The sequence below is a fragment of the Paenarthrobacter sp. genome (assembly GCF_031180005.1).
In the GTDB taxonomy this organism is placed as follows: domain Bacteria; phylum Actinomycetota; class Actinomycetes; order Actinomycetales; family Micrococcaceae; genus Arthrobacter.
Map to the genome: position 1 here is coordinate 1 of NZ_JAPSHI010000054.1, position 6,369 is coordinate 6,369.

At 63.0% G+C, this 6,369-nt stretch carries 10 protein-coding genes; all 10 read left to right on the forward strand.

Annotated features, from left to right (window positions below; genetic code table 11):
- The coding region (gene rplR / locus RIF72_RS19595) for a 50S ribosomal protein L18 (RefSeq protein ID WP_309076462.1) at positions 1-254 on the forward strand (254 nt) is incomplete at its 5' end.
- On the forward strand, positions 251-979 hold the full coding sequence (gene rpsE / locus RIF72_RS19600; protein WP_309076463.1) for a 30S ribosomal protein S5: 729 nt from the start codon (positions 251-253) through the stop codon (positions 977-979). The genes rplR and rpsE, both read left to right, overlap by 4 nt.
- Before the next feature lie 2 nt (positions 980-981).
- Entirely contained in the window at positions 982-1,188 is a 207-nt protein-coding gene (gene rpmD / locus RIF72_RS19605; RefSeq protein WP_056626615.1) for a 50S ribosomal protein L30, read from the forward strand.
- Positions 1,189-1,680, forward strand: coding sequence for a 50S ribosomal protein L15 (gene rplO, locus RIF72_RS19610; protein WP_309076464.1), 492 nt, complete (start codon positions 1,189-1,191; stop codon positions 1,678-1,680).
- A gap of 217 nt (positions 1,681-1,897) precedes the next feature.
- Positions 1,898-3,208 carry a preprotein translocase subunit SecY gene (secY, locus tag RIF72_RS19615; protein ID WP_309076465.1) on the forward strand — a complete coding sequence of 437 codons (1,311 nt, stop codon included), beginning with the start codon at positions 1,898-1,900 and terminating at the stop codon, positions 3,206-3,208.
- A 5-nt stretch (positions 3,209-3,213) separates the two neighbouring features.
- Complete coding sequence (locus tag RIF72_RS19620; RefSeq protein ID WP_309076468.1) at positions 3,214-3,783, forward strand: adenylate kinase; 570 nt, start codon at positions 3,214-3,216, stop codon at positions 3,781-3,783.
- A 70-nt stretch (positions 3,784-3,853) separates the two neighbouring features.
- Entirely contained in the window at positions 3,854-4,681 is an 828-nt protein-coding gene (gene map, locus RIF72_RS19625) for a type I methionyl aminopeptidase (protein WP_309076466.1), read from the forward strand.
- A gap of 130 nt (positions 4,682-4,811) precedes the next feature.
- Positions 4,812-5,795, forward strand: a complete 984-nt coding sequence (locus tag RIF72_RS19630; protein ID WP_309076467.1) for a P1 family peptidase — start codon at positions 4,812-4,814, stop codon at positions 5,793-5,795.
- Positions 5,796-5,964: 169 nt separating this feature from the next.
- Positions 5,965-6,186, forward strand: coding sequence for a translation initiation factor IF-1 (gene infA, locus RIF72_RS19635; RefSeq protein ID WP_009358723.1), 222 nt, complete (start codon positions 5,965-5,967; stop codon positions 6,184-6,186).
- A gap of 69 nt (positions 6,187-6,255) precedes the next feature.
- On the forward strand, positions 6,256-6,369 hold the full coding sequence (rpmJ, locus tag RIF72_RS19640; RefSeq protein WP_009358722.1) for a 50S ribosomal protein L36: 114 nt from the start codon (positions 6,256-6,258) through the stop codon (positions 6,367-6,369).

The window sequence follows — 6,369 nt, forward strand, 5'->3', positions numbered from 1 at the left end:
CACGCCACGTATTCGTCCAGGTTGTCGATGACACCAAGGGCCTGACCGTAGCGAGCGCCTCCACTCTGGAAGCCGACCTTCGTGCATTCGACGGCGACAAGACTGCCAAGGCCAAGCGCGTTGGCGAGCTGGTTGCCGAGCGTGCCAAGGCTGCCGGTATCGAAGCTGTTGTCTTCGACCGTGGTGGTAACAAGTACCACGGCCGGATTGCCGCCGTCGCTGACGGTGCACGTGAAGGTGGGCTGTCACTGTGACGGAAGCAAACAAGGAAAAGGACACTGTGTCTGCAGATCAGAAGGCGCCTGAAGCCGTAGCTGCTTCGGCCACTGAGACCACTGCCCCCGCAGCTGCCGACGACCGCCGTGGTGGCGCTCGTCGTGGCGAGCGTGGCGACCGTGGCCAGGGCCGCGGCGACCGTGGTGGCCGTGGCGGCCGCGACGGCGGCCGTGAAGCCGAGAAGAGCCAGTTCGTAGAGCGCGTCGTTACCATCAACCGCGTTTCCAAGGTGGTCAAGGGTGGTCGTCGCTTCAGCTTCACCGCCCTGGTCGTCGTCGGAGACGGCAACGGCATGGTCGGCGTCGGCTACGGCAAGGCCAAGGAAGTTCCCGCCGCTATCGCGAAGGGCGTAGAAGAGGCCAAGAAGTCCTTCTTCCGCGTACCCCGCGTTGGCAGCACCATCCCGCACCGCGTGCAGGGTGAGGCAGCTGCCGGCGTCGTAATGCTGCGTCCGGCTTCCGCCGGTACCGGTGTTATCGCCGGTGGTCCGGTCCGCGCGGTACTGGAGTGCGTGGGTATCCACGACATCCTCTCCAAGTCGCTCGGTTCCTCCAACGCCATCAACATCGTTCACGCGACTGTTGATGCCCTGAAGCGCCTCGAAGAGCCGGCAGCAGTGGCAGCACGCCGCGGCCTGCCCCTCGACGAGATCGCTCCGGCTGCACTGGTGAAGGCCCTCCTGAACACCAAGGCAGGTGTCTAGTAATGGCTAAGAACCTGATCCCCTCCGACGCACAGTTGGAGATCACTCAGATCAAGTCCGCCATTGGCGGCAAGCAGAACCAGCGCGACACCCTTCGGTCCCTCGGCCTGAAGCGGATCGGACACACCGTTGTCCGCACCGCCGACGCCGTGACCGTTGGCATGCTCAACACGGTTCCGCACCTGGTAAAGGTAGAGGAGGCGAAGTAAATGGCAGAGAACACTGCTGATAAGGCACAGAGCGCCTCTGCTGAGAAGCAGAACGCCCTGAAGGTTCACCACCTGCGTCCCGCGCCGGGTGCCAAGACCGCCAAGACCCGTGTTGGTCGTGGTGAGGGATCCAAGGGTAAGACCGCCGGTCGCGGTACCAAGGGTACTGCAGCCCGCTACCAGGTGAAGGCTGGCTTTGCCGGCGGCCAGTTGCCGCTGCACATGCGCCTGCCGAAGCTTCGCGGCTTCAAGAACCCGTTCCGGGTTGAGTTCCAGGTTGTAAACCTGGACAAGCTCAACGAGCTGTTCCCGGAAGGTGGCGCAGTCACCGTGGAGAACCTGGTCGAAAAGGGTGCCGTTCGCAAGAACCAGCCCGTCAAGGTGCTGGGCACCGGCGACATCACCGTCAAGGTCGACGTCACCGCCCACGCATTCTCGGCCAGCGCCGCTGAAAAGATTGCTGCAGCAGGCGGAAGCACCACCGCCCTCTAGGGATTGGTGGGCGAAAGCCTGTTGGGAAACTCCCGGTATGCGGGGCTACGGCCCCGGATACCGGGAGTTTTTCGCATCCAACGGCAAGTCTTTTTGCGACCATCCGGCGCACATGCGAATGCAGGATTGTCCGCACGGCGCATCCAACAGTTAGACTCGGTTGTCGGGATCCATAGATCCCCATCACACCCCGCTTTTTTACACCACAGGAGGACGCTTGCTTAGCGCATTTGGCCGGGCCTTTCGCACGCCTGATCTGCGACGCAAGTTGTTGTTCACGCTGGGAATCATCACCATTTTCCGCTTGGGTGCTTTCATTCCCTCGCCCGGTGTCAATTACCAGAATGTCCAGCAATGCTTGCAGAACGGTCAGACCGCAGGCGGGCTCTACCAGCTCGTCAACCTGTTCAGCGGCGGCGCGTTGCTCCAGGTGTCCATCTTCGCCCTGGGCATCATGCCGTACATCACGGCAAGCATCATCGTGCAGCTGCTCCGGGTGGTTATTCCCCGCTTCCAGCAGCTGTATGAAGAGGGCGCGTCAGGGCAGTCCAAGCTGACCCAGTACACGCGGTACCTCACCATCGCCCTGGGCCTCCTTAACGCCACCACCCTGGTTTCGCTGGCCCGATCCGGGCAGCTCCTGCCCGGATGCAACCTGCCGATCATTCCCGATTCCAGCGTGATCACCACGATCCTGCTCATCATCACGCTGACCGCAGGTACCGGCCTGATCATGTGGATGGGTGAACTGGTAACCGAGAAGGGCGTGGGCAACGGCATGTCGCTGCTCATCTTCACCTCCATCGCGGCCACCTTCCCCACCTCCCTCGGCGCCATCTGGACCGCGCAGGGCCCGGGAACGTTCTTCATCGTCCTGGCCGTGGGCCTCCTCACCGTGGCCCTGGTGGTCTTCGTCGAGCAGTCCCAGCGCCGCGTGCCGGTGCAGTACGCCAAGCGGATGATCGGGCGCAGGACCGTGGGAGGTACCAGCACGTACATCCCCATCAAGGTCAACATGGCGGGCGTTATCCCCGTAATCTTCGCGTCCTCCATGCTTTACCTGCCGGGGCTGATTTCGCAGTTCAACCAGCCGCGCCAGGGTGAGCCGCTCCAGCCATGGGTGGAGTGGATCAACAACAACCTGGTCCGCGGGGACCAGCCGATCTACATGGTGCTTTACTTCGCCATGATCGTGTTCTTTACCTACTTCTACGTGGCGATCACCTTCAACCCTGAAGAAGTGTCGGACAACATGAAGAAGTACGGCGGCTTCATTCCAGGTATCCGCGCCGGCAAGCCGACCGCTGACTACCTGCAGTACGTGCTTTCCCGGATCACCCTGCCCGGTGCCCTCTACCTGGGCTTCGTGGCACTGATTCCGCTGGTGGCACTGGTACTGATCAACGCAAACCAGAACTTCCCGTTCGGTGGCACCTCGATCCTGATCATGGTGGGCGTTGGCCTGGAGACCGTCAAGCAGATTGATGCGCAGCTACAACAACGTCACTACGAAGGGCTTTTGCGATGACGAGAATGCTGATTATTGGACCTCCCGGTTCCGGAAAAGGAACACAGGCGGAGCGGATTTCGGAGCGCCTCGGTGTTGTGGCGATCTCCACCGGCGACATCTTCCGCGCCAACGTCAAGGGCGAGACCCCGCTTGGCATCGAAGCCAAGAAGTACATGGACGCCGGGGACTTCGTTCCGGACAGCGTGACCAACAAGATGGTGCGCGACCGCCTCGGCGAGTCCGACGTCGAAAATGGTTTCCTGCTCGACGGGTACCCCCGCACGACCGCGCAGGTGGACTACCTCGACGAGATCCTGGCCGACAGCGATGAGAAGCTCGACATTGTCCTGCAGCTCACGGCCGATGACGAGGAACTGGTGCACCGGCTGCTCGGCCGGGCGAAGGAGACAGGCCGGAGCGACGACAACGAAGCCGTCATCCGCCACCGGTTGGACCTTTACCACGAGCAGACGGAAGCCGTGGTCGCGAAGTATGCCGAACGCGGGATCCTTACCCAGGTCGATGGCATCGGTGGCATCGACGAGGTAACCGACCGCGTGATGCAGGCCATCAAGGCAGCACAGGCAGCCTGATCCAGGCAAAAGCTTTTCGAGGCTCCTCCCTCTCCGGGGAGGAGCCTCAGCCATTTGAAAGGAAACACCCATGGCATTCGGACAGCCCCGCATCGAATACAAGACCAACGCCCAGATGCGCACCATGCATGACGCCGGCCTCGTCCTCAGCCGCGCCCTCGATGCCGCAGTTGCGGCCGCCGTTCCCGGGGTGACCACCAAACACCTCGACGACGTGTTCGCCGCCGTCCTGAATGAGGCAGGGGCAAAATCGAACTTCCTCGGCTACCACGGGTTCCCGGCCACCATCTGCACCTCGGTGAACGAGGAGGTGGTGCACGGCATTCCAGGCAGCCGCGTCCTGCGCGACGGCGACATCATTTCCATTGACGGCGGAGCCATCGTCAACGGCTGGCACTCCGATTCGGCACGCACCGTCATCGTGGGAACTGCTGACCCCGAGGACCAGCGGCTGTCCGACGTCACGCGGGCGGCAATGTGGCGGGGGATCGCCGCCCTGGCAACCGGCAAGCACGTCGGCGACATCGGCGCAGCCATCGACGACTACGTGTCCTCGGTGCCGGGAAAGCCGTTGGGCATCCTTGAGGACTATGTGGGCCATGGCATCGGTTCGGAGATGCACATGCCGCCGGACGTCCTGAACTACCGCACCAACCACCGTGGCCCGAAGATCCGTCCCGGCCTTTGCCTGGCGATTGAGCCCATGCTTGTGCGTGGCAGCATCGAGACTGCCGTGCTCGAGGATGACTGGACAGTGGTGACCACGGATGGACAGCGCTCCTGCCAGTGGGAGCACTCCGTTGCCGTCCATGACAAGGGCATCTGGGTCCTGTCCGCCCCCGACGGCGGCGCGGAGCACCTGGTGCCGCTGGGCGTAACCCCCGTCGCCATCCCGTAAGGCACCCTTCCTTCCTGATTTCGACACCGAAAATCCCTGGGGACCTCCATATATGGGGGTCCCCAGGGATTTTTTGGTTCGTCAGGTTTTACCCGTGTCGCCGGAGTGCATCGAGGGCAGAATGGGTGCCATGGGAGCCATCACCGATGTGCCCGGAATCCGGGTCGGCCATGCACAGAAGTCCGGGGCCGGGTGGCTGACCGGAGTAACCGTGGTACTTCCGCCGCCCGCGACGGTAGGGTCCGTGGATGTCCGGGGCGGCGGTCCCGCGACCCATGAGACAGACGCACTGGATCCCACCACCCTGGTCAGCGTGGTGGATGCCGTGGTGCTGACAGGTGGCAGCGCCTACGGACTCGCGTCCGCCTCCGGGGCCCAGCGCTGGTGCGAGGAAAACGGCCGCGGCTTCCCGGTGCCCGGGGGAGTGGTCCCGATCGTTCCGGCCGCGGCGATCTTCGACCTGGGCAGGGGAGGGGACTTCGCGGCACGGCCGACGCCGGAGATGGGTTATGCGGCAACTGCTGCCGCTGCGGCGCACATGGAAAGGCACGACGTCGAACGCGGCAACATAGGCGCCGGCACCGGAGCGGTCATCGGGCGTACGTTCAAGGGCGGATTGGGCACCGCCTCGGCCACCCTGGGCAACGGTGTGGTTGTTGGGGCAATCGCGGTGGTGAACGCGTTCGGCCTCCCGGTAACGCCGTCGGGGAATCATGAACCCTCCGCAGGCTCGCGGGCAGGCGCGCGCGTCCGGGTTCCCGATTCTCCTTTAGGGAGTTCCGCCCCGCTCAACACCACGCTGGTGGTTGTCGCAACCAACGCTGCCCTGGATGTGGCCGGGTGCCGGCGGACCGCATCTGCCGCCCATGCCGGAATTGCCAGGGCCCTGGATCCTTCCCATACCCTCGCCGACGGCGATACCGTCTTCTGCCTCGCGACCGGGGCTGTACCGCTGGACCGGACAGACGAAGCCGCCCTGATCGGCAGCCTGATCGCACTGCAAAGTGCGGCAGCCGACGTCGTACGCCTGGCAATTCTTGACGGCATCGCAAGTGCGGAAGCCATCAACACTCCAGGCGGCAGCTTCGGTGCGTATGGCCGCCCGATGCGCTAGCATTGCTGGATTTAACTTTCGTCCCGCTATGGCGTAGTGTTGTTTGTTGGTTGTCTGGACTGCCACGCCCTTTTGGGGGCCTGGAGCCGGCAATCGATCCAACAAAAACGTTCGTGGTCATGACCGGTGCAATCCGGCAGGACGGCGGCAACAACAGTTAGCGGAGGGTATGGCCAAGAAGGACGGGGTCATTGAGATCGAAGGCGTTGTGACCGAGGCGCTGCCTAACGCGATGTTTCGCGTTGAGCTCACCAACAAGCACATCGTTCTGGCACACATCTCTGGAAAGATGCGTCAGCACTACATCAGGATTCTCCCTGAGGACCGCGTAGTGGTGGAGCTGAGCCCGTACGACCTCACCCGTGGTCGTATCGTCTACCGCTACAAGTAAATGGCTGGGCGCGTCAGTGCGAACTGATTGCCGCTCCAGCTGACCAACTGTCACACGCAAAGGAATGCCATGAAGGTCAAGCCGAGCGTCAAGCAGATCTGCGAAAAGTGCAAAGTGATCCGCCGTAATGGCCGGGTCATGGTGATCTGCGAGAACCCGCGCCACAAGCAGCGCCAGGGCTAA

Coding starts and splice junctions, on each gene's coding strand:
- rpmJ (WP_009358722.1), top strand. CDS start 6,256: ATGAAGGTCAAGCCGAGCGTCAAGCAGATCTGCGAAAAGTGCAAAGTG.
- rplO (WP_309076464.1), top strand. CDS start 1,189: ATGGCAGAGAACACTGCTGATAAGGCACAGAGCGCCTCTGCTGAGAAG.
- infA (WP_009358723.1), top strand. CDS start 5,965: ATGGCCAAGAAGGACGGGGTCATTGAGATCGAAGGCGTTGTGACCGAG.
- rpmD (WP_056626615.1), top strand. CDS start 982: ATGGCTAAGAACCTGATCCCCTCCGACGCACAGTTGGAGATCACTCAG.
- map (WP_309076466.1), top strand. CDS start 3,854: ATGGCATTCGGACAGCCCCGCATCGAATACAAGACCAACGCCCAGATG.
- RIF72_RS19630 (WP_309076467.1), top strand. CDS start 4,812: ATGGGAGCCATCACCGATGTGCCCGGAATCCGGGTCGGCCATGCACAG.
- RIF72_RS19620 (WP_309076468.1), top strand. CDS start 3,214: ATGCTGATTATTGGACCTCCCGGTTCCGGAAAAGGAACACAGGCGGAG.